The sequence below is a fragment of the Stutzerimonas sp. LR2 genome (assembly GCF_055755175.1).
The window spans coordinates 770,744-795,666 of the sequence record NZ_JBVTRR010000002.1 but is presented as its reverse complement, the minus strand read 5'-3'; the positions used below and the strand labels follow the sequence as shown (position 1 = coordinate 795,666).

General features: G+C 61.8%; 22 protein-coding genes and 1 pseudogene. 11 read left to right on the top strand and 12 right to left on the bottom strand.

The features are described from left to right. Nucleotides 1-13: 13 nt before the first annotated feature. The gene (locus ACVRRC_RS10275) at nt 14-1,330 is read right to left on the bottom strand and encodes an ImmA/IrrE family metallo-endopeptidase (RefSeq protein WP_472996952.1); all 1,317 of its coding nucleotides are present in this window, start codon (nt 1,328-1,330) and stop codon (nt 14-16) included. A 786-nt stretch (nt 1,331-2,116) separates the two neighbouring features. Here ACVRRC_RS10275 and ACVRRC_RS10270 point away from each other — a divergent pair. The 3 genes and pseudogenes from ACVRRC_RS10270 to ACVRRC_RS10260 all read left to right on the top strand — a co-directional run. After that, the gene (locus tag ACVRRC_RS10270) at nt 2,117-2,284 is read left to right on the top strand and encodes a hypothetical protein (RefSeq protein ID WP_472996951.1); all 168 of its coding nucleotides are present in this window, start codon (nt 2,117-2,119) and stop codon (nt 2,282-2,284) included. A 187-nt stretch (nt 2,285-2,471) separates the two neighbouring features. Beyond that, nucleotides 2,472-3,041, top strand: coding sequence for an autoinducer binding domain-containing protein (locus ACVRRC_RS10265; RefSeq protein ID WP_472996950.1), 570 nt, complete (start codon nt 2,472-2,474; stop codon nt 3,039-3,041). Nucleotides 3,042-3,062: 21 nt separating this feature from the next. Then, a pseudogene (locus ACVRRC_RS10260) lies at nt 3,063-3,194 on the top strand (LuxR C-terminal-related transcriptional regulator); the annotation flags it as partial. 194 nt (nt 3,195-3,388) lie between these two features. Here the strand turns inward: ACVRRC_RS10260 and ACVRRC_RS10255 are convergent. From ACVRRC_RS10255 to bdcA, 3 genes are all read right to left on the bottom strand, one after another. Then, nucleotides 3,389-3,868 carry a VOC family protein gene (locus ACVRRC_RS10255; RefSeq protein ID WP_472996949.1) on the bottom strand — a complete coding sequence of 160 codons (480 nt, stop codon included), beginning with the start codon at nt 3,866-3,868 and terminating at the stop codon, nt 3,389-3,391. 256 nt (nt 3,869-4,124) lie between these two features. Beyond that, on the bottom strand, nt 4,125-4,805 hold the full coding sequence (locus ACVRRC_RS10250; protein WP_472996948.1) for an NADPH-dependent F420 reductase: 681 nt from the start codon (nt 4,803-4,805) through the stop codon (nt 4,125-4,127). Nucleotides 4,806-4,837: 32 nt separating this feature from the next. Beyond that, complete coding sequence (gene bdcA, locus ACVRRC_RS10245) at nt 4,838-5,551, bottom strand: SDR family oxidoreductase (RefSeq protein WP_472996947.1); 714 nt, start codon at nt 5,549-5,551, stop codon at nt 4,838-4,840. A 236-nt stretch (nt 5,552-5,787) separates the two neighbouring features. On the opposite strand from bdcA, the gene ACVRRC_RS10240 reads away from it, so the two are divergent. Further along, nucleotides 5,788-6,384 carry a TetR/AcrR family transcriptional regulator gene (locus ACVRRC_RS10240; RefSeq protein WP_472996946.1) on the top strand — a complete coding sequence of 199 codons (597 nt, stop codon included), beginning with the start codon at nt 5,788-5,790 and terminating at the stop codon, nt 6,382-6,384. A 61-nt stretch (nt 6,385-6,445) separates the two neighbouring features. Here the strand turns inward: ACVRRC_RS10240 and ACVRRC_RS10235 are convergent, their stop codons facing one another. Beyond that, complete coding sequence (locus tag ACVRRC_RS10235) at nt 6,446-8,116, bottom strand: ATP-binding cassette domain-containing protein (RefSeq protein ID WP_472996945.1); 1,671 nt, start codon at nt 8,114-8,116, stop codon at nt 6,446-6,448. A gap of 371 nt (nt 8,117-8,487) precedes the next feature. On the opposite strand from ACVRRC_RS10235, the gene ACVRRC_RS10230 reads away from it, so the two are divergent. Next, a complete protein-coding gene (locus ACVRRC_RS10230; RefSeq protein ID WP_472996944.1) occupies nt 8,488-8,820 on the top strand; it encodes a type II toxin-antitoxin system HicB family antitoxin in 333 nt (110 codons plus the stop codon). Nucleotides 8,821-8,938: 118 nt separating this feature from the next. On the opposite strand, the gene ACVRRC_RS10225 is transcribed toward ACVRRC_RS10230, so the two are convergent. Then, nucleotides 8,939-9,280, bottom strand: coding sequence for a DUF6968 family protein (locus tag ACVRRC_RS10225; RefSeq protein WP_048328967.1), 342 nt, complete (start codon nt 9,278-9,280; stop codon nt 8,939-8,941). 62 nt (nt 9,281-9,342) lie between these two features. Next, the gene (locus tag ACVRRC_RS10220; RefSeq protein WP_048328966.1) at nt 9,343-10,143 is read right to left on the bottom strand and encodes an NYN domain-containing protein; all 801 of its coding nucleotides are present in this window, start codon (nt 10,141-10,143) and stop codon (nt 9,343-9,345) included. A 505-nt stretch (nt 10,144-10,648) separates the two neighbouring features. On the opposite strand from ACVRRC_RS10220, the gene ACVRRC_RS10215 reads away from it, so the two are divergent. Together ACVRRC_RS10215 and ACVRRC_RS10210 are read left to right on the top strand one after the other, a co-directional pair. After that, nucleotides 10,649-12,862 (top strand): ATP-binding protein, encoded by a 2,214-nt coding sequence (locus ACVRRC_RS10215; RefSeq protein WP_472996943.1) that lies wholly within the window; start codon nt 10,649-10,651, stop codon nt 12,860-12,862. 103 nt (nt 12,863-12,965) lie between these two features. After that, nucleotides 12,966-13,673 carry an endonuclease gene (locus ACVRRC_RS10210; protein ID WP_472996942.1) on the top strand — a complete coding sequence of 236 codons (708 nt, stop codon included), beginning with the start codon at nt 12,966-12,968 and terminating at the stop codon, nt 13,671-13,673. Nucleotides 13,674-14,006: 333 nt separating this feature from the next. On the opposite strand, the gene ACVRRC_RS10205 is transcribed toward ACVRRC_RS10210, so the two are convergent. Next, nucleotides 14,007-16,595: a putative bifunctional diguanylate cyclase/phosphodiesterase gene (locus ACVRRC_RS10205; protein WP_472996941.1), complete on the bottom strand. Its 2,589-nt coding sequence runs from the start codon at nt 16,593-16,595 to the stop codon at nt 14,007-14,009. Nucleotides 16,596-16,781: 186 nt separating this feature from the next. Beyond that, a complete protein-coding gene (locus tag ACVRRC_RS10200) occupies nt 16,782-19,871 on the bottom strand; it encodes an error-prone DNA polymerase (RefSeq protein WP_472996940.1) in 3,090 nt (1,029 codons plus the stop codon). An 87-nt stretch (nt 19,872-19,958) separates the two neighbouring features. Between ACVRRC_RS10200 and ACVRRC_RS10195 the strand changes: the two genes are divergently transcribed. Further along, nucleotides 19,959-20,642: an SOS response-associated peptidase family protein gene (locus ACVRRC_RS10195; protein WP_472996939.1), complete on the top strand. Its 684-nt coding sequence runs from the start codon at nt 19,959-19,961 to the stop codon at nt 20,640-20,642. 54 nt (nt 20,643-20,696) lie between these two features. On the opposite strand, the gene ACVRRC_RS10190 is transcribed toward ACVRRC_RS10195, so the two are convergent. Further along, nucleotides 20,697-21,713, bottom strand: coding sequence for a GGDEF domain-containing protein (locus ACVRRC_RS10190; protein WP_472996938.1), 1,017 nt, complete (start codon nt 21,711-21,713; stop codon nt 20,697-20,699). A gap of 214 nt (nt 21,714-21,927) precedes the next feature. Between ACVRRC_RS10190 and ACVRRC_RS10185 the strand changes: the two genes are divergently transcribed. Next, complete coding sequence (locus ACVRRC_RS10185; RefSeq protein ID WP_472996937.1) at nt 21,928-22,209, top strand: DUF1652 domain-containing protein; 282 nt, start codon at nt 21,928-21,930, stop codon at nt 22,207-22,209. A 23-nt stretch (nt 22,210-22,232) separates the two neighbouring features. Here the strand turns inward: ACVRRC_RS10185 and ACVRRC_RS10180 are convergent, their stop codons facing one another. Together ACVRRC_RS10180 and ACVRRC_RS10175 are read right to left on the bottom strand one after the other, a co-directional pair. Then, on the bottom strand, nt 22,233-22,715 hold the full coding sequence (locus tag ACVRRC_RS10180; RefSeq protein ID WP_472996936.1) for a hypothetical protein: 483 nt from the start codon (nt 22,713-22,715) through the stop codon (nt 22,233-22,235). Further along, on the bottom strand, nt 22,716-22,964 hold the full coding sequence (locus ACVRRC_RS10175; protein ID WP_170800177.1) for a carbon storage regulator: 249 nt from the start codon (nt 22,962-22,964) through the stop codon (nt 22,716-22,718). It lies immediately after the preceding gene. Nucleotides 22,965-23,336: 372 nt separating this feature from the next. Between ACVRRC_RS10175 and ACVRRC_RS10170 the strand changes: the two genes are divergently transcribed. Both ACVRRC_RS10170 and ACVRRC_RS10165 read left to right on the top strand, forming a co-directional pair. Continuing rightward, nucleotides 23,337-23,588, top strand: a complete 252-nt coding sequence (locus ACVRRC_RS10170) for a helix-turn-helix transcriptional regulator (RefSeq protein WP_038665611.1) — start codon at nt 23,337-23,339, stop codon at nt 23,586-23,588. Continuing rightward, nucleotides 23,588-24,784, top strand: coding sequence for a type II toxin-antitoxin system HipA family toxin (locus tag ACVRRC_RS10165; RefSeq protein ID WP_048328958.1), 1,197 nt, complete (start codon nt 23,588-23,590; stop codon nt 24,782-24,784). The genes ACVRRC_RS10170 and ACVRRC_RS10165 overlap by 1 nt, the downstream gene beginning before the upstream one ends. Nucleotides 24,785-24,923: the final 139 nt, after the last annotated feature.

Here is a 24,923-nt window from a genome sequence, read left to right as displayed (position 1 = left end):
AGTTCTTAAGGGGTTAAGCTCGGGAAGGTAGCTGGTACACAGTGGTTCGCACGCCTTTATCAACCAACTCTTCAATTATGAGCTCTTTGATAACGTCCCAGTTCGCTCCACCGTGCCCCGTACCCACTCTCGGCATGTGAACAGATGCGCCTATTTCGAGTGCCTTTTCGCGTACGCGAGAAAGGCATGTCGCAAAGGCGGTATAACTGAGGCGCTGCCCCTTTGATGGGCCGTAGCCTCTTTGGGCCACCATATGAGCAAAACTGACTCCGCTTCCGTGCGACCCAATATAGACCTGCCCAAGAGCTGGAATATGGTCAGCGGCGGTCGTTTCTGATCGGTACTGATCCCACACCGTCGGAAAGTTCTTTTTTACTTGGTGAGCAAAACCACGACCGCCCCACTGAGCTGGCGTGTTGGGAACGACGTGCGCTATGAGCTTCGGCCCAGTCCCATGAGGCGTCAGTACATCGCCAAGGACTTCAGTCAACGAGGGTTGGTGGAAATCGATTTGTTGGTTGGGACGGATGATACCTACCACCCGCGGAACTAAGCTTCCAGGGTAGGGAGCCAAGCCCATGCACTCAACTCGATAGCTGCTACCTTGCACATCCTCATCGCCGATCGAGGTGAAGCCGATCGCGCTGGCTTCTGAGACAACACCTCCGTTGCTAAACGACTGTCCCGGACGAATCGGGCAAATCCAACCAGCGGCCGGAATGACGTAGTCGACTCGATATACTCCATCGTCCTGGTGAAAGGACGCGCAAAACGCTGCGCTTGCCGACGTCGCAAGTTTAATGCTTCTTATCAGACACGCCTCGACAGATACATCATACGTTTTACGAAGCTCGGCTACTTGTTGAATGGTCGGGGCTCTATCAGCGAGCTGAGGGAAGCTGCCCAACGGCATCAGTAGTTCGGCCGCGCCAATGTTGCAGAGAACTTCAAGCTGCCAGTTGTCAGCCCGGCTCGCGGTTTCTCCACCCCGATGGCGAATTTCCTCACGACAGTCTGCGAACAGAGAATGCGCTACTTCGTGTGCAATTGAGAACCGGAGCCGCCCACGAGGACGCATTGGATTGTATTCAAGCACGAGTTGCCCATCACCGGATGGACGCAGACGGGCATCCGGGATATCGCCGCGCGCCTCAGTGCGTATCTCAAGCAGAGTTGCAAGAGCCAACGGGTCAAAAGGTGGGCCGCCCCAGCCGTTATCCATGGCTTGCAGGACGAGTTGTCGCGCTCGGTTTTCCATTGCTGCGACTGGATCTCCACCCGCAGCAAAGCTTAGAACCGATGGGTTGGTCCAAGTGAATTTTTGGCTCATGGAGAGTCGTTTCCTGGGGCAGGCTGCAGCGGTGTTGACTTGTCCATTGTCGCTTGCCTCCGTGGCAGGGTGAAGAACCTGTACGCCCTGTTCGTCGCCTCGTTAGCAATGCTGCGTCGCCAGCGTGCGGCGTCTAACCAAATAGCGTGGGTGGTTGTGCAGAAATGTCAACGAGGTGACATTGCCAGAGCTGCCTACCTGCCGACAAGCGGTGGAACGCTTTGATTCGCTCTTTGCTAGATGCTAGTCAGGGACCGCTTCTGGCCGAATGCGCTCTTCGGAGTCCATCACTCAAGTTACTCCTCACTACGCTCCAGCCTGTTTGCCCTCCCCCAATTCCCCGCGCTAGACTGTCCGGGTCGTGGTAGATCCCACGGCCGGGCGTGACAACCCGGGAACTAGGAGCGCGGTAGCGCCATAGCGGCTAGTCAGCACTTCGGTGTCGGCTATCGCTTTTCTATGGTGGGCCGTGCGGGGCAGGCCTCGGCCTGGCCGGTTCCCTTGGTTCCCGGTTGTCACCCCCGTGCGGTCCACCTCCATTCCGCGTGACAACGGGTGGCGGTGGCTCCTTAATCGAACCAAGGAGCACAAGCAGAATGCACTACCTCCTTTTTACGCCCGCGCCCCACCCTGTCGTTTCGTCTCCGCCTGGCTGTTGTTTTGCCACTTCGCGCTGCGAGGTGGGCCATGACTGAACATCCTTCCAATCTCCTGGCCTTTCCTTCCACTGCCCCCTTGCGTTGTTCGTCTGCCGTTTCGTCTTCCGGTCCCTTGGCCGAGGCGGAGATGCGTGTCGAAATGATCCGGGGGCTTTTGCTTCAGCTGACCGAGGACGGCGGCGGGCAGACCCTCGATCTGCGGGCGCGCCTGCTGGGCTATGCGGCCCAGGAACTGCTCGACGAGATGGTCGTGCTGTATCGGCGGGCATTCGGGGCGCAATCGGCGCAAGCCTGAGCCGGTGGGCCGTCCGCCTGGGCGGCCCGCTCTGATCTTGTTCTTGGCGCTCGATGTTGGCTCGTCTCGCTATTTGCGTCGTTTGCCTTATTAAGCCTGGGTGCCTTTTGCGTTGTTGACGCATTGGCGAGGCTGATTGTTCTCGTCTTGGCGTTTTGCCCTGGCTGGATTGCTTCCGGAGACTGCCGTGGAACTGGAGCTGATCCGTCGTGCGCTGCATGATCTGAGCGAAGCGGGTTCGCTGGATGATCTGCGGGCTGTGTTGGGCAGGCTCTTTTCGGGTCTCGGCATCGGGCAGTACGCCTTCGTTCGTGTGGACAGCACCGTGCTGGGTACGGCTCCCTTGCTCCTCTCGAATCATCACGCCTGCTGGCAGCAGCTGTATCGCACGCATGGCTATCACTGCATCGATCCGCTTGTGCGTCATGCGCGGAGTTGTGCCCTGCCCTTTCTTTGGCGGGACGTGGGTGTGCGGGTATCGTGCCGTGCGGCAGATGCGGCGTTCCTTGCCTGCGCCAGGCGGCATGGCATCGATATGTGTCGGGGCGCCTCGATCCCCGTTCATGTGCGCGGCGAGCAGCTCGCGTTGCTGAGCATTAGCCAGGCGGTGGACGGTAGTCATGGACGAGACATCTGTATTCGCGATGCGCTGTTGCTATCTGGCGTTGCTACGACGCTGCACCTGAGGGTCGGGCAGCTGATGGCGGGCTGTCGGCCTCGATCGCTAACACGGCGTGAGCGCGAATGCCTGCTCTAAGCCTCACCTGGCAAGGCGCAGGAGGAGATCGCCATGATACTGGGCTTGCGGCCCCGCACCGTTCGCTTCCATCAGGAGAACGTCATGTGCAAGCTCGGTGCTCGCAACATCGCCGCGGCCGTGGGGATGGCGACTGCCCTTGGGTTGGTGTAGAGGCTTCACCGGTGTGGACGTGGTGTACGCTGAGTTGCCTTTTACAGTGACGATTCGTCCCTGTTCAGAAGCTTGCCCGATGCTCACCGACGTCCTCGCCCGCGTCCCACTGAAGCGCCCGCTCACGGCTGGCTCGGGCACCTGGAGCTTGGGCGTCGGTTTGGCTGCCGCTTTTCGTTGAATCGTCGGCCCGATTAGCCCTTCAATGCCGCTTCGATCGTAGCGATATCGATCTTGCGCATGCCCATCATCGCGTCGAACGCACGCTTGGCCGCTGCCCGATCAGGACTGGTATAGGCGGCCGTAAGAACGCGCGGCGTGATTTGCCATGACAAGCCCCACTTGTCCTTGCACCAGCCGCATTCGCTTTCCTGGCCGCCGTTGTCGACTATCGCGCTCCACAAGCGATCCGTCTCGGCCTGGTCGTCGGTGGCAACCTGGAACGAGAACGCCTCGGAATGCTTGAAGGCCGGCCCCCCGTTTAGCCCGAGACAAGGGATCCCCATCACCGTGAACTCGACCGTGAGGACATCGCCCTGCTTGCCCGAGGGATAGTCGCCTGGCGCACGATGCACAGCGCCTACGGCACTGTCCGGAAAGGTCTCGGAATAGAAGGTAGCCGCCTCGAGCGCGGTACCGTCGTACCACAGGCAGATCGTGTTCTTGCTGGTCATTGCAGGTCTCCGTCTTGCTTAACGAAATGGTGGCAAGCATGTGCGGCGTGAATCCACCGCGCTTGCCAGGACTTGTCGTATAGGCAACGGAGAAATCGACACCTCGACCAGAATAAGACTTCGCACGCGTTTTGATTCGTTGATCCGCTTCTGCCTGAGCAGCAAGCAATGCCACGCGCTCTGCCTTACGACGGTACGATGCCTTGGCCTGCTGAAACCTGGGCCCTGTTTCGCACCGGCCCCGAAGTGAAACGTTCTACGCGATATCCGGGGATACGGTACGCCGGGCTTGAGCGAGGTTCGCCCTCAGCTCGCTTTCGGTCTGTCGATCCTGCTTCCATGCCGGTTGTCCTGGAGCGCTGCGCCAAGATTCGCTGAGCGGGCTGTGGTCGACGGTATCGAACCCGAACTGATCATAAAGCCGGCTCACGAATTCGACGGCCTCTGGGTAATCGCTGGATGTCGAAAGCGCTAACCGCCCCGGTGTGCCTTTCGGCTTTCCCCAAAGGGTGATCCGTGGAGCCTGAATATGGGTGAACGCCTTGGCGACCTTTGCGCCTGGAAGCTGCTCCTGACGAAGCTCATGAACGGTTTTCTCCCCGGAATCAACGATAGGGAAGTGGCCGTCACGCCAAGCCATATAGTTATTGGTATCAAGCACGATCTTCCCGACAAGTTCGCTGGCAGGCATGTCGTTGACCAGCTTGAGCGGAACAGCCACGACGACCACATCGCCTGCGGCGGCGGCACCTGCGGCTGTTTCCGCTCGAGCAGCGGGGCCCAGCTCGTTTATCAGCTCCCTTAACGTTTCAGGTCCACGCGAATTGGCTATGGCGACGCTATAGCCGCATGCGATGGCGGCGCGAGCAATCTGGCTACCCACTTCACCCGCTCCGATGATTCCAATGGTTGTCATTCGTCGGTCACCTCTGATCATTCGAGCCGCGCGCATCAAGGCGAGGCCAGTTCTCAGGCGCCGAACGCACCGTCGATCGTATGCATCGCCCCGGTCACGAAGCCGGCCTCGGGTCCTGCCAACCAAGCGACCATACCGGCGACCTCCTCGGGTCGTCCGTGCCGCTTGATTGCCATGAAGCTGTGCATCAGGTCCTTCATCGGACCCTCTGCTGGATTCGCATCGGTATCAATTGGTCCAGGCTGGACCACGTTGATCGTGATGCCGCGCGGCCCGAGATCCCGCGCAAGGCCTCGCGCCAATCCCTGGAGTGCAGATTTGCTTACGGCGTACGACGCCATACCGGGGATCGGCATGCGATCGCCGTTGACCGAACCAATGATGATAATGCGTCCGCCCTGAGGCATCTTTCTTGCCGCCTCCACCGCCGCGTAGTACGGAGCATGGATATTGATCCGAAAGAGCCGCTCAATCTCGTCGGGGTCCTGTTCCAGCGCATCGCCGAAGACCGCGATTCCCGCATTGACCACCAGCACATCCAGCGGGCCGCTATCGCGCACTCGCGCGATGACCGCGTCGCGCTCTGAGCTATCGGTCTCCACGGCGCGGCTGCCTGTCTGGGTAGCGAGTTGCTCGGCCGCTAGTTTCGATCCCGCATAGGTGAAGGTCACTGTTGCCCCCTCCGATGCAAAGCGGCGGACGATTGCCGCGCCGATACCTCGACTACCACCGAATACCAGAACGGATTTGCCTTTGAAATTGGACATGCGATTCTCCTTGAACCTGGAAATAAACAGCGGCAACAGCGATCTGCTGCGCCTGCGCCGCCCCTACGATCTCGATCAGCTGCTCGCTCTTACCCGGAGCGCCTTTTCCCTTGCCGGGTCAAGCGCATACGAGATTTCATAACGATTGGTACCGTAACGATCGTTATTTAATTGCGCTTGATCAGGGGTGTCAAGGAATTTAATATCGATCGTTATGAAAAAGACGGAGGTCGAGCATGGGTCGTCAGCGCGAATTCGACGTGGAGCAGGCTCTAGACGCTGCGCTTGGGGTGTTCTGGCGCAAGGGCTATGAGGGCACGTCGTACACCGATCTCACGCAAGCCACGGGCGTAGAACGGCCAGGCCTGTACTCGGCGTTCGGGAATAAGGAAACGCTCTTCCGCAAGGCATTGGCGCGCTACTACGAGCATCACCTTGCGTTCTTCACCGCAGCGCTGTTGCAGCCCACTTCGCGGGACGTGGCCAAACATATCCTGCGCGGCGCGGCAGAGCTCACTACTCGCTATCCCGAGCACACCGGGTGCCTGGGGATTCATGGCGTCCTAGCCGGTTCTGACGACGCCGAGGCCGTACGGCAGACGTTGATTGATGCTAGAGCCGAAGGTGAACGCGCGCTGCGCAATCGCCTCGAGCAGGCAAAAGCCGAAGGTGATCTGCCGGAAACCGCGAACTGCGGGGTGCTGGCTGCGTTTGTCATGGCGATGACCCATGGCATGGCCGTTCAGGCCAAAGCTGGATATAGCCGCGAAATGCTAGAGGCCGTTGCTGATCAGGCCTTGTCGGCCTGGCCATCGTTTGTCTGCTCAGGTTGAGAGGTGCTGGGTTGACAGCGGCTGCGCCCTGGTGCTCGAGACGCGCCTTTGGGTAGGGTCGTCATGAGTTCATGCGCACCGTCCCGTCTCCCGCGAGGTGGATGACGTAGTCGGCCTTGGACGCGACCGACGGGCGGTGGGTGATCATCACCAGTGTCCGGGCGTTGGCCTTGAGCACATCGATGGTGCGCTCCTCGCTCTCGACATCCAGGGCCGAGGTGGGCTCGTCCAGGAGGATCGTCGGTGTTCCCCGCGCCAACGCCCGGGCGATCGCGATGCGCTGCTTCTCGCCGCCCGACACGGCAGCGGCATCGAACCCCACGTGTCTGTCCGTGGTCGGGGTGTCGCCGGCATGGGCGTCGAGTCCGAGCTGGCCGAGTAGGCTGCCGAGCCGGTCGTCGCTCAGGTTTCCCTTCGCGCCGTAGCGGACGTTGTCGGCCACGCTCCCGGCGATGAGCAGTGGGTGCTGGGTAACGACCGAGACGGCGTCCAGCAACGCCGTGCGGTCGAGGCTTCTTGTGTCCGTGCCGAATGCCCTGACCGTGCCCGCTTCCGGCTGGATCAGTCCAACCAGCAGGCGAAGCAGCGTCGTCTTGCCGGCGCCCGAAGGGCCGGTGATCGCATAGGTATGGCCCTGGCGGATCTGCAGGTCGACCTTGTCGAGGATCGTCCGGCCTTCGGCGCGATAGGTCACCCCCTCGAGCTCGAATAGGACTTCGGCGTCGGTGTCGGGGGTCCTGAGGCCTTGGGGCTCGGCTTCCAGGTCAAGGTAATGAAAGCCCCTGTCCAGCAGGACCAGGTGGTTGCGCAGCTCGATCAGTACGCTCGCCAGCAGGGCCAGGCGCATCGTCAGCTGCATGACGTAGCCGTTGATCATGACGAAGTCACCGACGGTGTAGGTGCCCTTCGCGACCTCGCCGACGACGTAGAGGGTCGAGGCCAGGAGCAACGCACCGACGAGGGTGACCTGCAGCAGCATGAGCAGGCCGATGCGCAGGTTGCCCACGGTCACGCTGTCGATGAAGCCGCCCACCTTTGTGCCGAAGCGCTGCTGCTCCAGCGGCTGGGCATTGTTGAGCTTGATCTCCTCGACCAGGCGCATCCGCTCGGTGAAATGCGACATCACCTGGTTGTTCGATTCCATGATGCGCTGGTGGATGCCCTTGGCCTTGCGTGACAGCAGCACCGAAAGCCCAACCAGCCCGACGATGGCCATGATGAAAAACGCAGCGAAGGCGACGCCGATCAACGTGGCGAGCACCGCGAATACGAACAGCAGCTCGATCAGTGTGGGCAGCACGATCCAAAACAGCGTGCTGGTCAGCGCACTGAAGGCACCCTTGGAACGCTGTGCATCGGCGACCAGCACGCCCTGGTCGAGCTTACGCAGCTCGGCCTGTGGCACCTTGAGCAGGTGATCGAAGAACGCGCGGTAGAAGGCCGCATCGCAGCGCACCAGCACCGCGGCCGAGAGGATGTTCTTGGTCCACTCCAGCACCTGCGCACCGGTCCAGCACAGTGCATAGGCCGCCGCCGTGACCAGGATAATGCTCATGGCATCGCCCGCGGCGAGCCGGTTGGTTGTCTCGCGAAGCAGTACCGGAACGGTGGCGTTCAGTAGCGCCAACGCCAGCAGGATCGCAGAAGCGATCGCGAAGTAGGTAAAGGCCTTCGGGTAGTACGAACGGGCCAGGGTTAGAGCTCGGCGGTATTGCTGCAGCGCTTGCGTCATTGGGTACCCCGCAGGCGGTGGGGGGATCGGGCGAGATGTCCCGGCTCCCCTAGGGGCTGACCGTTACTTTCAGCCAGGCATGCGCCATGAAGCTGTACTTCTGCACACCGATCTCGACCGTTGCCTTGCCATCAGCCTAAGGGTGAAGGCTCGGAAAACTAGCTGGCAAATATGCCAGGTGTCGCGCCCAGCCCTTGCAGCTCCAAGATGTCGTGGCAGGTTTGAACCTGCGCAGTCGCCTCCCTACGGGATCAAGCGCACAAGTGTGCAAGGCACGCCGCGAGGTTCCATCGGCCGCACCCGGAAAAGGAAGCCAAGCCCTATCAGGCGCGCGGCGCCAAGGCATTCCTCGAGCAGGCAGGAGTCAAACCATGAATCCGATGACCTATAAGGGCTATGCCGCCCGGATCGAGTACAGCGACGAAGACGGGCTGTTTATTGGTCACATCGCAGGTATCCGCGACATCGTGGGGTTTCATGGGGAATCGGTCGCGGCGCTGAGACAGGCATTCAAGGAAGCGGTGGACGATTACCTGGACACCTGCGAGAAGATTAACAAGGCGCCTCAAAAACCCTATTCCGGCAAGCTGAGCCTGCGACTGGAGCCCGTACTGCACGCATCGGTTGCAGTGAAGGCCGAACTGGCGAACAAGAGCATCAACCAATGGGTGATCGACGTCCTCACCCGCGAGACGCAAGCCTGAGCGCTACACCCCTTTTGAGCCGGTATCGTGCTTGCCCGGTCCGAGCCCCTCCTCTGAGCATTATCCTCCCCGCCGCGTGACGGGGCTGCCGGGCGGTCACAGCCGCGTACCGGTGCCGTCAGGCATCATCGCCCGGTGTTTCACTGGGTCGAATCGCCGCGAAGTACAAAGCACCGACACTCCAGGTAGGTGGCAGGTCAAGATCCGGCTGCCCCCATAACGTCAGTTGCCCTTGCCTGTAGGCATCACTCTTGACCAGCGCGAAGTGCACCTTCTTCATCGCGAGCATGAGCGCCTGGATGCCATCTTCGCCACAGGCGTAACCGCGGTCCTCATGATCCGGCCAGTCCAGTTCGTAGTGGCATTGGAATTCGCCACCCGAAGCCTTTGTCGGAGTGGAAAAACGGGCAACGACGTCCGTATCGCCCATTTCGAATCTGCGCTCAACGAAGATGGTCATGACAGTCTCCTTGTAGGCGGGCTGAAGTCCGAGTTCCTGTGATCGCCCGGCAGAAGCATTGCTTAGTGCAGCGCGGACGATTCGTCCATGCCGGCGTCCTTGGCCAGGCTCACGCTCCAGTGTCCGCCAGTTTCCTGGACGGCATTGAGAAGATCGTAGGTCTTGACCATGTTGAGCAGTCCCGAGTGCCCGTATGCGCTGGGCGAGAACGCGGGATCGGCACGCTTGAGGTATCCGCCCAGGGCGCTGAGCGTCACCTTCCCTTCGTTGGTGCCCGCCACCATAAGGGCGACGGCATCGACAACGAAGCGCGGGCGCCGCTTGGCCGGCGGCCTGGGCGGTTCGACCTTGGATTCGGTTTTCGTCGGGCAGGCCACCTTCGGCGCACGTTCCGGTGATTCGACCGCCGGCTCCGGCCCCGGCGCCGGTCGCGTCCATTCGAAGAACTCGTCGCTGGCGTTTCTCAGTGCATCCGGGGTCTTGGCCTCGCCCACGATGCAGACGGTTGCGCCCCGCTCTCGCAGCTTGCGGCACAGGTAGGCAAAGTCCGAGTCGCTGGTGACCAGGCAGAAGGTGTCGGCACGCGCATCAAACAGTGCCTCGAGCGCATCGAGCGCAAGGGCGATGTCCGCGGTGTTCTTGCCTGCGGCGTACTGATACTGCAGGCACGGCGTGAAGGCAAGGCGCACCAGCGCCTCCTGCCACCGGTTGGCAAGCGTGCCATGGTTGCCATAGCCCCGGCGCAACACGACACGCCCGAACTGGGCGATCACGCGCAGCGCATGCTCAAGAATCTCGGGCGTTACGTTGTCGCAATCAACGAGTACCGCGACGCGTGCTTCACCTGTTGCAGAAAACGCCATCCATGCCTCGCTTCACGTCACCCTTGGGCCTGCCCATCATCGGGCGCCTCGGATGCCCGATCGTAACGCAATGGCCAGAGCCTGTGCATCCCGGTCGCAAGTCTCACCCGTGAGCCTGGGTACGTTGGCGAGGCAGGGACGCCACCCCTCTCTGCCTGCACGGTCCGCCGCAAGCGGCCGACCGGCGTGCTCGACCGCGCAGACGATTTCGGATTTGCGATTGAGGCAGTTCTTGCATTCGAGTGCGCGGGCAATGGCACCGGCCGACTGCTCACCGATGCCCAGCAGCGACAGGCAGTTCGTAGCCACGGCCGCAGCCGCGGCATCGCCTGCCTGGTCGATGGGCCATGGAGTCGATCCGAAATCAGGTGAACATTTGTAACATGATGCCTCATACTGAAATCGGGGCGTGAACGGCCGTATTCACGCCAATTTCGGTGGCGTCTCGCTGTTTCTCCTGCGAAACGCCAGGGCCTAACGTTGCGCTTTCTCAGGAACATGCGCCGTGTCGATCCGTTCCCGTCTGGTCTGGCTGGTCATCGCCATTATTGCTCCGGCAATGGCATTCGCTCTGTTTGGCACCTATTCGGTCTACCGCACCCAGTCAACGAAGATTGATCAGGGGATGACTGAGGTCGCGCGCGCAATTGCACTGGCCGTCGATCGTGAGTTGGACCGATACGCGGCCATCGTCACCACGCTCGCTTCGTCCCCAACACTCGTGAGCGGCGATCTGCGCGCCTACCATCAACGTCTCCAACAAACCAAACATGCCGTGGGTTCAGGCGTTACGATCTTCGATCCCAACGGGATGCCTCTGGCCGACACCCACTTTCCGTACGGGTCTGCCCTGCCCCGCTCTCCGGTTTTCGAAACGTTCAGGAACGGAGCCAGGCTCGACGTCAGCGATTCGTTCGACGATCCGACCACCGGGGAACGTAGTTTCGCGATTCGTCGACCGGTAATGCGAGAAGGCAGGACCGCCTATTACCTGGCCATGACGTTTCCGGTCTCGGCGATCAGCAGCGTACTCGAGCAGCAGGCGCTCCCGGAAAGCTGGATAGGCGTCATCCTGGATCGAGAACGCACCCTCGTCGCGCGTACCCGGGACGAGCACATGCATTTCGGCGAGCAAGCCAGTACGGACTTCATTAACCAGTTGCGAAGCTCCGGCGGCGTCGATGGGAAGGTCATGTCGGTGACGCGCGACGATCTCAAGGTCACGACATTCTTTAGTCACGCCGACGCCTCGGGATGGGTCGCGCTCGTCGGCATCCCACGCAACGACCTCGTGGCAACGGCCCTCGCGCCGCTTGGAGCCGCGGCGCTTGGCATCCTGCTGGTGCTGGCAATCGCCATCGCCATGGCTATCGCCGTGGGTCGCACGATCACCCGCCCGCTGGCGCAGCTCGATGAAGCGGCCAGCGCACTGGCGCGAGGCGAGGTGTTCGAGCCCCCCGTTACCGGGATCGATGAGACCGATAGGACCGCTCGGGTGATGGCCGATGCCAGCGTGAGGATTCACCGTTCCAGTCAGGAGATGGCCGACAGGGTCAGGGATGCAGTCATCCAGGCCGAGCGCTCGCATCTGGCCTTGCTGCAGGGGCAAAAGCTCGAGGCACTTGGCAACCTGACGGCCGGCATCTCCCATGAGTTCAACAACCTATTGCAGAGCATGACGATGGGCCTGCAGCTGGCCGAGATGCTGAGCTCAAACCCCAGGGCCAAGCGGGCCATCGAGGGTTGTCAGCGTTCGGCGCGCCGCGCAACCCGTCTTACTCGGCACCTGATGACGTTCAGTCGGACCCGAACGGCCGATCCCGAACGGGTGGACCTGCGTGTCCTGATACTCGGCATGCACGAACTCTTGATCGGAGCCCTGCCCAATCGAGTGGTGCTCGAAATGAGGCTGCCCGAGGACGAATGGCCGGCATTCGTTGATGCCGTGCAGTTCGAGCTCGCCGTCCTCAACCTGGCGATCAACGCCCGCGATGCAATGGCCGAAGGCGGCCCGCTTATCATCGACCTGCATCAATGCTCGCTGCCCTGCGACAACCCTTTCAACCTTTCACCAGGCCCCTACCTGTGCATCGTCGTCGAGGACACCGGGTGCGGAATGACGCCCGAAGTGCAGGCGCATATCTTCGAGCCGTTCTTCACGACCAAGCCGGTCGGTGAAGGCACTGGCCTTGGCTTGGCCCAGGTCTATGGATTCGCGCGTCAATCCGGGGGCGCGGTCTCGGTCTATAGCGAAGTCGGCAAGGGAACACGCATCTCGATATTGCTGCCACGCATCGAAGCCGTGGCCCCCTCCGAGCCCCAGAAATCGCGCAGCGCGGTCCGGGTGGCCCGAGAGGCCCGGGTACTTGTGGTCGATGACGACGACGAAGTGCGCGATGCCGTGACGGCGATGCTCGAAGAGCTTGGCTATCAAGTCGATGAGGCACCGAACGCAGCGGTCGCGTTGGATCGACTCGCGGACCCGGAACAGCCAAATATCGACGTGCTGTTCTCGGACATCGTCATGCCGGGTCCGCTGGACGGCGTTGCGCTGGCCGATGAGGTGCACCGCCTTTATCCGTCCATTCGCATCGTCCTGGCGACGGGCTACAGTACGCGGCTCATGGCAAGTTCGGGATATTGGGTCCTGGCAAAACCATTCAGCCACGAGGCACTTGCCGACACCCTGTCGGCGATGCTCGACGCGCCCGCGCCCTAGCCCCAACGAAGAAAAACCAACAAGCAAAACGTGAACTGGCCACGGCCAACCCTGCCCTGGCACTGTATATTCGTACAGTCTCCCGGAACATGTCTTTGCGCCAATGGCTCGTTTGCTTGCTCCTCTTCTGCTCGTCTCGGTGCTGCCCTATGCCCACGCTGCCGCGCCGCGGACCTTCGCCGAGGCCAAGAAGGCCGCCTGGGCCATCTATGCCTCCAATCCGGTCGAGTTCTATTGCGGATGCCGCTACTCGGGCAACCGCGTCGACCTGGACAGTTGCGGGTACGTGCCGCGCAAGAACCGGCAGAGGGCCGAGCGAATCGAGTGGGAGCACATCGTGCCCGCCTGGGTAATCGGCCACCAGCGCCAGTGCTGGCAGAACGGTGGTCGCGCCAACTGTGCGAAAAAGGATGCGACCTATCGCCGGGCCGAGGCCGACCTGCACAACCTGGTGCCCAGCATCGGCGAGATCAACGGCGACCGAAGCAACTACGGCTTCGCCTGGCTGCCGCAAAAGCCGACGCAGTACGGGAGCTGCCCCATGGTGGTGGATTTCAAGGCGCGCAAGGCGATGCCGCGCCAACCGATACGCGGCATGATTGCGCGCACCTACTTCTACATGGCCGATCGATACAAGCTGCGCCTATCGAAGCAGGATCGCCAGCTCTATGGCGCGTGGAGCAAGACCTACCCGCCGCAGCCGTGGGAGCTTGCGCGCAACCAGCGAATCGCGTGCGTCATGGGTCATGGCAATGCGTTTGTCGGTCCCGTCGATCTGTCCCGTTGCCCGCAGGCGAATGCAAGACGGTAACAATGCATGCGTAACCTGAAGCGGCAGACGAACTGGATGCTGCAAAACCCCGCTGCTATTAGGATTTAGATCGTTATCCACAGAAGCTGTGGATAACACTGTGAGCAAATTTTGGATGGCTGTCGCAAACGCCCGTCTGGCGCGGATCACAAACAGATCGGCGAGATTTTGTTCACCTCGCCTTCCCCTTTATAAATCAGTCACTTATCGAGCTGCGCCATCTCGTCGCATTGGCCCGTCTGGCAGGCGCGCCGATGCGGCAGACGGATGTGCATAATTGTTCTTGTCAACTGCTTTCTAAGACGAATTTGGGTCGATATGCCTTTTCGCGACCTACGGCAACCCGGGGCCGCGCTTGGCGAATTGGGCGAGCTCATCCAGCGATAGTGGGCGCGCAAACAGATAGCCCTGCGCCTCGTCGCATCCAACTTCTCGCAGCAGCTCCAGTGTATCGGCATCCTCGACACCCTCGGCCACCACATGCAGCTTTAGCGATCGAGCCATGTCCACGATTGCGCGCGTGAAGAGATATCGGTCGACGTCGCCCGCGATCCCTGTCACGAAGGACCGGTCCAGCTTGACGACATCGATCGGAAACCGGCGCAGATAGGACAGGCCCGCGTAGCCGGTACCGAAGTCGTCGACGGCAAGCCGCACGCCCAGTGCCTTGAGGCCTTCCATTACCTGGCGGGATGCCTCGGTGTCGTCTATCAAGGCGCCTTCGGTCACTTCGAATTCCAGCGAGGTTGCGGGATAACCGCTACGCACCAGCGCCGACTGGGTCCGCTCGATCAACGCTGAAGTACGCAATTGCACCGGCGACATGTTGACCGACAGCTCCAGAGCGCTTTCCTGCTTGGCGTTGAGCTGGCTGATGTCCCGGCAGGCCGTCTCCAGCACCCACTGCCCTAGCGTATCGATGAGCCCGATCTGCTCGGCAACCGGGATGAAGTCCAGCGGCGATACCGGGCCAGACTCCGGCCGATTCCAGCGAACCAGCGCCTCGACGCCCACCATGCGCATGTCATGCAGGCAAAGTCTCGGCTGGTACACGACATGAAGCTCCTCGCGCTCGACCGCGGTCCGCAATGCGGCGCTCAGCGCGATACGTGACCGGGCCTGCTCGCGCATTTGCGGATCGAACAGCTGCGCCCTGCTCCCGCCTGCCTTCTTGGCGTGGTACATCGCGATGTCCGCGCTGAGCATCAGGTCGGCGGCGGTATGCCCCTGCTCCGGGAACAGGCTGACACCGATCGAGGCCCCCGAGTGGAAGGTATCGGAGCCGACGACCAGCGGAGCCTCAATGCAGGCGATGAGGCTGCCGGCCAACGCGAGCGCCGCATTGCAGTCTCGAACGTGGGCCACGATCACGAACTCGTCGCCGCCAAGACGCGCGACCAGGTCACCCGCGGGCAGCACGTCAGTAATCCGCTGTGCAACCTCGCAAAGCATCGAATCCCCGGCACCGTGCCCCAGCGAATCGTTGACCTGCTTGAAATCGTCCAGGTCGATCAACATGATCGCCACGCAGGCGTCCTCGGGGGTGAAATTGAACAGCTCCTGCAGGTGGCGATCCAGGTAGGAGCGGTTCGGCAGTCCGGTCAGCGGATCGTGGTTGGCCAGTTGGTTGAGGCGCGATTCGGCCTCCTTGCGTTCCGTCACGTCGGTATAGCTGCCAGCCCAGTAGCGAACCGTCCCGTCGGCGGCCAGGATCGGCACGGCATAGCCGCTCATGTGCCGGTAGGCCCCATCGGCTCTTTTCAGGCGGTACTCCGTATGAGCGGGCTTGAGCGACCGACGCATCACCTGGCCGATGTGCATGGCCGCCGCGACGTCCTCGGGATGGACCGCATCGGCCCAGCCGAACCCCTTCATCTGTTCAAAGGTCTGGCCTGTGAACGCACCCCAGGAAGGTTGCGGCGTCTCGATCTCCAGGTTCTGGTTGGCAGTCCAGACAACCGAGCTCGTGGCATGCACCAGCGAGCGGAACAGCTCCTCGCTGGCATGGAGGTCCTGCTTCAAACTGTGGTGGTAGGCACGCTCACGTTCGCGTTCCAGTACCAGCGACGCGGTATTGACCAAGAGGTCCATCACATTGCGTTCGAACGCATCAGGGCGCCGTGGCTCCGGGGAGTAGCAGGCCAGCGTTCCGAGGATTTCGCCGGTCACCGCGCGGATCGGAACCGACCAGCACGCGGCAATGCCATGGTCGGCTGCCACCGCTCGGTACCTTGCCCAATGCGCGTCGCTGCCAATGTGCTCGGCAATGACCGGTCGGCCGAGATGTGCTGCGGCGCCGCATGAGGCCCCGGTCGGCGCGATCTCGAGCCCATCGATGGCCTGGCTGAAGGTTGTAGGCAGCGAGCCGCGGCTACCGAAGCCGAGGTGTCCTCGCTCTTCGTCCACCAGCAGGATGCTTGCCCAGAGTCGATTTCCCGCCTGCTCTTCGAGCGAACGGGTCAGCCGATCGAGGATTGCCTGCAGCGTTTGCCCCTGAACTGCCATCTCGAGGGCATGTTGTTGACCGGTGGAAACGGCGGCCAGGCGCTTCTGCTCGCTGATGTCCGCTGCGACGCCGTGCAGCGCCAGCATGGTTGCCCCATCGCGGAGCGTATGCCCCTTTATCTCGAGCCAGCGCACCGATGACGCGCCCTCACGGACTCGACACTGGAACGACCAGATGCCGGCGCCGCCGAGCGCGTCGGCTATGGCGCTCTGGACCGCGGATTTATCGGCGGGCTCGACGACTTTCAGGAATTCATCGAGGCTTCGGCAATTCGGCGCATTATCACCGCGCCATTGCCAGCTCGGTGGGATCGACCACTGCATTGCCCAAGACCGGGCGTCGACGGACCAATGCGACAACCCGGCGGCCTCGAAGAGTAACGGGATATTCAAGCCATGCCGTAGCGATTCGTTCATGCGCCTCCACCAAACAACTCAGACTGCCAGCACAACAAACGACAACGAGCTCCCATAGCGCCTGATGCGATGGGTTTGGTCGAAGCTTAGCACTCACGTTCGGGCGGTTGGCCCGACAATGCCTTTGGACAACCAGAGCCTCGATGGCTGGGGGTGAGCCGAATCGGTAGCCTGGGTTTCAGGAGCTCAATGAAAATCGCGGCTGCGCACATCCAGCCCGTCGAGCAGATCGCTTCGGTCCTGAAGGTGCCCGGCGATCAGGTGCCTCACACCGGCCTGGTCCTCGAGCTTGCCCTTGACCTGCAGCAGCCGCGACTGCATCAGTGCCGGCCGGTAGCGCTCGGCCAGGTCCCGCCAGACAACGACGTTGACCATGCCGTACTCGTCCTCCAGCGTGACGAAGGTGACGCCCGACGCCGTCGACGGACGCTGCCGACCGGTGACGATGCCGATCACGGTAATGAACTGCCCATGTGCCGTTTCGGCCAGGTCCCTGGAGCTGCGAGCCCGCATCGATTTCAGCGTGGCGCGAAGCAGAGACAGCGGGTGCGGCCCCAGTGTCGTGCCGGTGCGCGCGTAGTCGGCGTGCAGGTCCTCGACCACGGTAGGGACCGGCAGCGCGATGGGCCGGTCCGGCTCGGCGCAGTTGAACAGCGGTAGCGGTGCCTGGACACCGGCGATGTCCCAGCGTGCCTGATGCCGATGCCCTGCCAGCGCACTGAGGGCATTGGCTTCGGCGAGCAGTTCGCGCGCCTTGGTATCGAGCCCGGCGCGAAGGCACAGGTCGCCAACGTGACGAAACGGGGCGCAGCGGCGCTCGGCTTCGATGCAGCGCCCCACCTGTTCCGAGAGGCCGCGCACCATCCGCAGCCCCAGGCGAATTGCCGGTGACGCTTGCTGAGGTTCTTCCAGCGTGCAGTCCCAGTCGCTGCGGGTAACGTCCACGGGCCGCACCTCGATGCCGTGCCGGCGCGCATCCTGTAGCACCTGGTCGGGCGAGTAGAAGCCCATCGGCCAGCTATTGATCAATGCACAGGCGTACGCTGACGGCTCGTGGCATTTGAGCCAGCAGCTGGCGTAGGTCAGCAGCGCAAAACTGGCCGCATGGGACTCTGGAAAACCGTAGCTGCCAAAGCCTTTGATCTGCTCGAAGATGCGTTCTGCGAAGGCCTCGTCGTAGCCGCGCTCGAGCATGCCCTGTTTCAGCCGCTGCTGGTGGGGCTCGAGCCCACCGTGGCGCTTCCAGGCGGCCATCGAGCGGCGTAGCTGGTCGGCCTCGCCGGCGGTATAGCCGGCCGCAACGATGGCCAGGCGCATGACCTGCTCCTGGAACAATGGCACCCCCAGCGTTCGCTCGAAGACCTCGCGAAGCTCCTCGCTCGGGTAGGTCACCTCCTCCTCGCCGTTGCGCCGGCGCAGGTAGGGATGGACCATCTGCCCGACGATCGGCCCGGGCCGAACGATCGCCACCTCGATCACCAGGTCATAGAAGGTCTTGGGCTTGAGCCTGGGCAACATGGCCATCTGGGCCCGGGACTCGATCTGGAACACGCCGAGTGTGTCGGCGCGACTGATCATCGCGTAGGTCTGCGGGTCCTCGGCCGGGATGGTGGCCAACGTCAGGTCGCGCCTGTCGTTGGTGCGCAGCAGGTCCAGGCAGCGCCTGATCGCACTCAGCATGCCCAATGCCAGGACATCGACCTTCATCAGCCCAAGCGCATCGATATCGTCCTTGTCCCACTGGATGATGGTCCGGTCCTTCATGGCCGCGTTTTCCACCGGCACGAGCGTGGACAGCGGATGCTCCGATATCACGAAGCCACCCGGATGCTGGGACAGATGCCGGGGAAAGCCGACCAGCTGCGAGGTCAGCACCAGCACCCGGTGCAGCGTCGGGTTCTGCGAATCGAATCCGGCTTCGGCAAGCCGCTGTGGCGACGGCATGTGGTCGCTCCAGCTGCCACAGCATCTGGCCAGCGCGTCGACATGCTCGGGTGGCAGGCCAAGGGCCTTGCCCACGTCCCGAATCGCGCCGGCGAAATGGTAGGTGCTGGCCACCGCCGTCAGGGCCGCCCGCTCGCGCCCGTAGCGATCGAAGATGTACTGGATCACCTCCTCGCGCCGCTCGTGCTCGAAGTCCACGTCGATATCCGGCGGCTCGTTGCGCTCCTTGGAAATGAATCGCTCGAACAGCATGCTCATACGGGTCGGGTCCAGCTCGGTGATGCCCAGTGCAAAGCACACGGCCGAGTTGGCAGCCGATCCCCTGCCCTGGCACAGGATGGCCCTACTTCGGGCGAAGCGGACGATGTCATGGACCGTCAGGAAGTAGCTCTCGTACTGCAGGTCCTCGATCAGTCCGAGTTCCGCCTCCAGTTGCGCCAGTGCCTTGTCCGGGATCCCGTTCGGCCAGCGCCAGTTCGCGCCTTCGAACGTGAGCTGCCTCAGCCACTCAGTGGCCGATCGCCCTTGCGGCACGACCTCGTGCGGGTACTCGTAGCGCAGTTGGCCAAGATCGAAGGTGCAACGCGCTGCGATCCGGACCGACTCATACAGCAGCCCTGACGGATAGAGATCGGCCAGCGCCTGCCGCGTACGCAGGTGGCGCTCGCCGTTCTGGAACAGATAGGCGCCGGCGTCGGCAACCGCGCAGTGATGCCGGATCGCGGTCACGGTGTCCTGCAGCGCCCGTCGACCCCGCACATGCATGTGCACGTCGCCCGAGGCCACGAGGGGCATCCCAAGTCGCTCGCCCAATGCCATGAGATCCGACCGCTTGCGCTCATCGTCGCACTCGCGATGCAGCTCCACCGCGATCCAGCAGCGGTAATCGAAGACCGACTTCAGCCAGTTGCCCTGCTCCTGCGCTTCGTCCGGATTCGGGACCCAGAGCGCAAGCATCCCCTCGGTCCCGCTGTCGAAGTCGGAGCGGTGAAGCACGTAGCTCCCCTTCCTGGCGCGCCGCCGTGCCTGGGTGATAAGCGCGCAGATCCGCTGATAGCCGACCAGATCCTGAGCCAGCAGCACCAGCCGAGCGCCATCGACTAGCCTTACCTCGGTGCCGACGATCAGGCGAACGCCGGTCGCCTTCGACGCCTGCCACGCCCGCACGATGCCGGCCAGGCTGCACTCATCGGTGATGGCGAGCGCCTCGTAATTTAGCTGGCGAGCCCTTTCGAACAGCTCGGCCGCGCTGGATGCGCCGCGATGGAACGAGAAGTTGCTCAGGCAGTGCAGTTCCGCATAGCGAGTGGGAGTGGAATCGGCGCTGTCCATGGAGACATCACAAAAACTGTATATGCATACAGTATATTTTGAGCACGTCCAAACGCGTCAATCGAGAAGCGACAGGAGGAAGGATCAATGTGCGGACGACTGGCCCAGCATCGTGCGGCCGAGAAATACCTGGCGTCGCTCGGTGTCCAGGCCAGCCTGTTCGGGCGTGCGCCCACCGAGGAGATTGGCCGCTACAATGTCGCGCCGCACTCGCGTGTGGACCTGCTCAGGCGTGTTGGCGAGGGTCTGGTATGGAGCCCTGAACGGTGGGGCTGGACGCCCAGCTGGGCGAAGGCCCCCGTGCGCAGCGACATCAATGCGACCCGGGAGAAGGTCGCGCATAGCGCGTACTTCCGGCAGGTCTGGCCGAACCGTGCGCTGCTATGTGCCGACGGCTGGTATGAGTGGTGTCCGGTAGAGTGTCAGAAGACCAAGCAGCCCTATTACATTCGCCGGGGCGACAGCGCGCCGCTGTTCATCCCAGCGATCGGTCAGTTCTCTGCCGCAGCAAGCGAGCCCCGCGTAGACGACGGCTTCCGGATCATCACGGCCGATTCGCAGGGCGGGATGCTCGACATTCACGACCGGCGCCCCGTCGTGCTCGACGCACTGGATGCGCGTGCGTGGCTTTCGGACATCGGCGCCGCCGAGTCCGACGCGCTGCTCCAGGGGCATGCAGTTGCAACCGATGCGTTCGTCTGGCATCCGGTGGGGCGAGAGGTGGGTAACCCGAGGAACGAAGGTCCCCATCTGATCGAGCCGATAGCGTGAATCGCTAGGCGAGCGAATGCTGCCGCTCGAGATCAGTTGCAAAGCGGATCAGCCTCAAGCCTGCTCAATGCGATTTCGGCCATTGGCCTTTGCCCGATACATCGCCTCGTCCGCCCGCCGGAACGTGCCTTCGACGCCTTCTTCTTCACGCTTGAGCGCCATCCCAACGCTGGCCGTGACAGTAATCGTACTTGAGCCGCAGATGAAGGGCTTATCGAGCAATACCGTACGAACCCGCTCCGCCAGAACCTGCAGTTCTTCGGCACGGTTGACCAGCAGCATCACGGCAAACTCCTCGCCACCCAAGCGTACGAGCACATCGTCTGCGCGCAGTACGGATTTGAGGCGGCGGGCGGTCTGTACCAATATCTCGTCGCCGGTCGCGTGGCCGTGGCGGTCGTTGATCGACTTGAAATGGTCGAGGTCACAGCACAGCACGCCAATAAGCTTGGCGCCTGCGGCATTGAGCAGAACCGGCGCCAGGTAATCGAGTCCCTCGCGGTTCCAAACGCGGGTCAGCGGATCGGTCATCGCCCTTAGCCGCTCTGCATCCAGCGCCTGATAAAGCGTGCGAATATGGGTGTTCTGCATGCGCTGGACGACGTACCCCTCTGCAAGCGTCGCGAGGTCCCTGAGCATCGCCTGTTCCCGATCGCTCAGCTCGCGCGGGCGCGGGTGAAGCAGGCATAGCGAACCGATGGGGAACCCGTTGATGACGATTGGGTGGCCGGCATAAAGTCGCACCCGCGGTGCGGATAGAACCAACGGATTGTCACTGAATCTTGGATCCTTCAGTGCATCGGGCACGATCAGCGAATCGGCCTGCAAAATGGTATGGCTACAAAAGGCGATATCGCGAGGCGTCTCGCAAATATCCATTCCCTGCTTGGCCTTGAACCACTGACGGTCCCGATCGATGAGACTGATGAGTACCGTTTCGACACCAAAGGCGGTCTGGGCCACGCGAACCAGGGTATCCAGATGCACATCGGCGGCCGTATCCAGCAGATTCAGGCTATCGAGCGTGTACTGCCTCAGCGATTCATCGGGGTGCAGTGGTGCTTTGAGCATTGCGTCACCGAGAAAGGGATGGTCTGAACCTAACAGTAGAATCCCTGCGGTCGCCATACATCCTCAAGAGCCAGGCTGCTGCAAGCGCCCCTTTTCCACGATTGACTAAGCCGCCCTCAGGTCTTCGGTTTAAAGCCGAAGCAGGCTATCCAGCATTTCATATCGGTATCCGCTAAAGTCGAGTTTGTATCATCGATCCAAGAGCAAAAACGAAATGCCTTCCCGAATCAGGCTTCCCGAGGCGCTTGCAGAATTGAGTCAGTATTTTCTCCCGCTGCGCCTCGAAGCGATAACGACCTCGCCCTCGACTGTTTCCCTGACGTTGATCGACCCGCGAGCCGAGCGTGCCACCATAGATGACATCGCCTGTGGGCCGACCCTGGACCGCTCGGAGCTTTTCGCCCTAATCGGTCAGATCGAGGCGCGACTACGGCTAACCAAACCTGACATGCTCGACTGGCTCCTGACACACCAGGAGACGAGCACAGGACGTTGATCGCCAACGACGGGCTCTAGGCGCTACCGATACTGGTCCAGAACCGTGCGAAGTGCCGCGCGCTCCTGGCTGGGCGCCTTGTTCATGAGCATCTGAAGGAACTCGAACGCGTCCAGTCCGTCAATGCTCGCCCTTGAACTGACAATCGTCCTATAGGGATCGGCGCCGGCCTGCAGGAAGCGCTCGACCAGAGCGGGCTCGTTGTAGAGGATCGCGGCGTTCAAGGGCGAAAAGCCCAACTCATCGGGCTCGTCGATGTCGCAGCCGGCGTTGATGGCCGTATCGATGACTTTAAGCACGACGACCTTATCCTTGGACAGCTTGTCGTAGGCGCCTGTCATCAGGACGATGGTCGGCGCCTCGAAGCCTCTGCCGTCCGTCAAGCGACAGGGGTTCTTATCCTTCGTGTGCAGGCCGAACGAGGCCAGCGAGTCGGACCAGGCGTTGCCGCCCAGCAGCCCGAAGACGACGATGGTCAGCCCAGCGGTGATGGTTTTGGCAAGCATCTAGGAACGCTCGAATCCAGCCGTGAGTTCCACGAACGACTCGTGGCCTGGAATCAGCTCATCGCGAAGGACCAGCATCTGCTCGGGCGCCTCGATGGCCAGGCAGGCCCGGCCTCTATCGGTCTGGACGACCGTAATCCAGATGCCGACCTGCTCCAGCTCATCCAGAAAGTCGTCGATCGAGGCACCTGGTTTCAACGTCAGCCTTATCTGTTCACCGGCTCGCCTGCTCAATACCAACCTGCCCATATGCGCTCCTTGCTTGGGTCGTCCGTCGAGTTCGACAGTAGCGCATTGCGCGACGGAATCTAAAACGAGTGCCCAGGTTTAGGCAGCCGTTCACAGTCGCATTACCGGTGCTCGAGAGCGAGAGGAAAGATGTCGTGCAATTTCTTTTGAGCTGCTGACGCGTAGCCCGCAGGACTCAAAGTACGCCGCACCGTCCGTTTTTGTAGCCCGTGGGCCACAAAAAGCAGGTGTTGTCTTTAGGCTGCCAGCGGCTCCGAGCGCCTCCTACGGGCGGTCACGCCGCCGCGCAACGTTCACGCAGTAGTTGTGAGTTGCTCTTTTGTACTGTTCCGTATACGTTACATCTCTCATTTTATGTCACGTAAACAAGACATGGACCATGCCTTCATTACAGCTCGCCTTGGCCAGCAGGTCAGGCAGCGTCGACTGAACCTCGGCCTGACCCAGGCGAAGCTTGCGTCCTTGGCGGGCATCACCCGCCAGAAGGTTATCGCCGTCGAGAGAGGCGATTTGTCGGTAGGCATCGCGGCTTATGCGCGAGTACTGGGCGCGTTGGATTGCGAGTTCGCGGTAACGCCAGCCGCGATGCCCACACTCGATGAGATCCAGGGAGTGTTTGATTGATGACAGCCGTGCTTCAAGTGTCGACGCCAGAAGGCGGCAGCGGGAGGATCTTTAGCCGTGGTGGCGACTATCTATTTCGCTATCACGAAAGCGCCCCGGCGCAGGCGGCGATCAGTTTGCTCATGCCTGTGCGGATTGAAGAATACCGTCATCGGGACCTGCACCCGATTTTCCAGATGAATCTGCCGGAAGGCTATGTCCTGGAGCAACTGCGCAACCGCCTTGCCAAACTTGTGAATGTCGACCCCATGTTGCTTCTGGCGCTTTCCGGTAGCAGCGCCCCCATTGGTCGCGTCATGGTGAGCTCGGCGCAGGTAGATGCGCTGCTCAACCGGCAGCATTTCCCAGGGGAAAAGCTGGAGGAGATCCTCGCCTGGGATGGCGCCGAAGACATTTTTGCCGGCCTGGTGGATCGTTACATCCTGCGCGCCGGCATCTCCGGCGTGCAGCCAAAGGTACTGGTTCCGGAGCAGCGCGACAGCGCACCGCAGCGCTTCACCTCGAAAACCTCAGACCTGATCATCAAGAGCGGCCGGGACGAGTTTCCAGGGTTAGCGATCAATGAGTTCATCTGCATGTCAGTGGCGAAGGAGGCTGGCATTGCGGTGCCGGAGTTCTACCTATCCGAAAACGCCAAACTGTTCGTCATGCGCCGTTTCGACCGGGACGAGCAGCTCAATCCGGTTGGGTTCGAGGACATGGCAGCCCTGATGGGGCTGGCCGCAGAGGACAAGTACAGCAAGAGCTACTCGTCAATTGCCAAGGCTATCCGCCTGTTCTGCCCGCCTGAGCAGGTGCAGGGCTCGCTGGCGCAGCTCTTCGCTATCGTCTCCTTGAGCTGCATCGTCGGTAACGGTGATGCCCATCTGAAGAACTTCGGCTTGCTGTACTCCGACCCCACCCAACGCGATGCACGATTGGCGCCGGCCTACGATATCGTCAACACCACCGCCTACATTCCCGAGGATGTACTCGCGCTGGAACTGGCGGGTAGCAAGTCACTGTTTGCATCGCGGCAAGGACTACTGGATTTCGCCCGGGTTTGCGATGTGGCGAAGCCAGAAGACGTAATTCGGAGCCAGTTACAGGCCCTGGAGCGGGTGCTGGCACGGTTTACCGAATTGGGAGAACGGGCGCCCAACGTAGTGGCGTCCATCAGGCAATGTGCTGCTCCATTTATCACCACGTTTGGATAGCGCATCGAGGACGCGTAGCCCATCGGCGACCGAGCGAGGCGGTTGACGCTCAAAGGGTGACTGCCCATGCGAAGGCGTACGCTGGAGCATTGAGCGCACAGTTCAAACGCCAAAGGCAGGGGTTCTTGCCCCCTCAAAA

What these genes read in the sequence shown, in the direction of transcription:
- ACVRRC_RS10275 (WP_472996952.1), bottom strand. Translation starts at nt 1,330, where the DNA reads ATGAGCCAAAAATTCACTTGGACCAACCCATCGGTTCTAAGCTTTGCT.
- ACVRRC_RS10270 (WP_472996951.1), top strand. Translation starts at nt 2,117, where the DNA reads ATGCGTGTCGAAATGATCCGGGGGCTTTTGCTTCAGCTGACCGAGGAC.
- ACVRRC_RS10255 (WP_472996949.1), bottom strand. Translation starts at nt 3,868, where the DNA reads ATGACCAGCAAGAACACGATCTGCCTGTGGTACGACGGTACCGCGCTC.
- ACVRRC_RS10250 (WP_472996948.1), bottom strand. Translation starts at nt 4,805, where the DNA reads ATGATCAGAGGTGACCGACGAATGACAACCATTGGAATCATCGGAGCG.
- bdcA (WP_472996947.1), bottom strand. Translation starts at nt 5,551, where the DNA reads ATGTCCAATTTCAAAGGCAAATCCGTTCTGGTATTCGGTGGTAGTCGA.
- ACVRRC_RS10240 (WP_472996946.1), top strand. Translation starts at nt 5,788, where the DNA reads ATGGGTCGTCAGCGCGAATTCGACGTGGAGCAGGCTCTAGACGCTGCG.
- ACVRRC_RS10235 (WP_472996945.1), bottom strand. Translation starts at nt 8,116, where the DNA reads ATGACGCAAGCGCTGCAGCAATACCGCCGAGCTCTAACCCTGGCCCGT.
- ACVRRC_RS10230 (WP_472996944.1), top strand. Translation starts at nt 8,488, where the DNA reads ATGAATCCGATGACCTATAAGGGCTATGCCGCCCGGATCGAGTACAGC.
- ACVRRC_RS10225 (WP_048328967.1), bottom strand. Translation starts at nt 9,280, where the DNA reads ATGACCATCTTCGTTGAGCGCAGATTCGAAATGGGCGATACGGACGTC.
- ACVRRC_RS10220 (WP_048328966.1), bottom strand. Translation starts at nt 10,143, where the DNA reads ATGGCGTTTTCTGCAACAGGTGAAGCACGCGTCGCGGTACTCGTTGAT.
- ACVRRC_RS10210 (WP_472996942.1), top strand. Translation starts at nt 12,966, where the DNA reads ATGGCTCGTTTGCTTGCTCCTCTTCTGCTCGTCTCGGTGCTGCCCTAT.
- ACVRRC_RS10205 (WP_472996941.1), bottom strand. Translation starts at nt 16,595, where the DNA reads ATGAACGAATCGCTACGGCATGGCTTGAATATCCCGTTACTCTTCGAG.
- ACVRRC_RS10200 (WP_472996940.1), bottom strand. Translation starts at nt 19,871, where the DNA reads ATGGACAGCGCCGATTCCACTCCCACTCGCTATGCGGAACTGCACTGC.
- ACVRRC_RS10195 (WP_472996939.1), top strand. Translation starts at nt 19,959, where the DNA reads ATGTGCGGACGACTGGCCCAGCATCGTGCGGCCGAGAAATACCTGGCG.
- ACVRRC_RS10190 (WP_472996938.1), bottom strand. Translation starts at nt 21,713, where the DNA reads ATGCTCAAAGCACCACTGCACCCCGATGAATCGCTGAGGCAGTACACG.
- ACVRRC_RS10185 (WP_472996937.1), top strand. Translation starts at nt 21,928, where the DNA reads ATGCCTTCCCGAATCAGGCTTCCCGAGGCGCTTGCAGAATTGAGTCAG.
- ACVRRC_RS10180 (WP_472996936.1), bottom strand. Translation starts at nt 22,715, where the DNA reads ATGCTTGCCAAAACCATCACCGCTGGGCTGACCATCGTCGTCTTCGGG.
- ACVRRC_RS10175 (WP_170800177.1), bottom strand. Translation starts at nt 22,964, where the DNA reads ATGGGCAGGTTGGTATTGAGCAGGCGAGCCGGTGAACAGATAAGGCTG.
- ACVRRC_RS10170 (WP_038665611.1), top strand. Translation starts at nt 23,337, where the DNA reads ATGGACCATGCCTTCATTACAGCTCGCCTTGGCCAGCAGGTCAGGCAG.
- ACVRRC_RS10165 (WP_048328958.1), top strand. Translation starts at nt 23,588, where the DNA reads ATGACAGCCGTGCTTCAAGTGTCGACGCCAGAAGGCGGCAGCGGGAGG.